Source organism: Neisseria sp. P0021.S007, from assembly GCF_051956855.1.
Window position 1 is genome coordinate 1 of sequence record NZ_JBQCXA010000808.1, and the last position, 594, is coordinate 594.

The 594-nt window shown below is 53.9% G+C and carries 1 pseudogene; it reads right to left on the bottom strand.

The annotated features are described in order from the left end of the window. Positions 1 to 594: pseudogene (locus tag ACTHUR_RS16065) on the bottom strand (Rne/Rng family ribonuclease); the annotation flags it as partial.

A 594-nucleotide genomic window follows, 5' to 3' on the forward strand; every position in this document is an offset into this window, starting at 1 on the left:
TTGTTGTCCTCTTCGACTTGCGCCTGTTCGCCATCGGCTTGAACGTTCACGTCCTCAACACGGTTTTCCGCAGATTGATTACGGTTGCGCTCGTTACGACTGTTGTTGCGGCGGCGTTTATTGCCGCTTTGTTCCGCTTGGTTTTCAGACGGCATTTCAGCCAGTGCAGCCACTTCTTGAACATTTACGTCTTCAACCGTTTCCTCAACACGGTTGCGCTCGTTGTTGCGATCATCACGGCGGTTGTTACGGTTGCGGTTGCGGCGAGTGTCTTTACGCTCGTCATTGCGGCTTTCGTTTGATTTGCTTTCTTCAAACTTGCTGTCGGCAGCTTCGGCATTCACTTCGCGCACTTCAACTTTGCTGCCGTCGTTTTTGTTGCTGCGGCGTGGATTTTGACGGCGGCTGTTTGCGCGGCGGTTGCTGGAATTGCTGTTGCGGTTGTTGCTGCCCGAAGTGCGTTTTTCTGCCACTTCGGCAACAGGCGCGGTTTCGGCTGCGGTATTGCCGCCAAAAATACGTTTCAACCAAGCTTTGAAGCTGTCCCACCAAGAGGCTTTTTTCTCAGGGGCGACAGTCGGCGCAGGCTGGGTA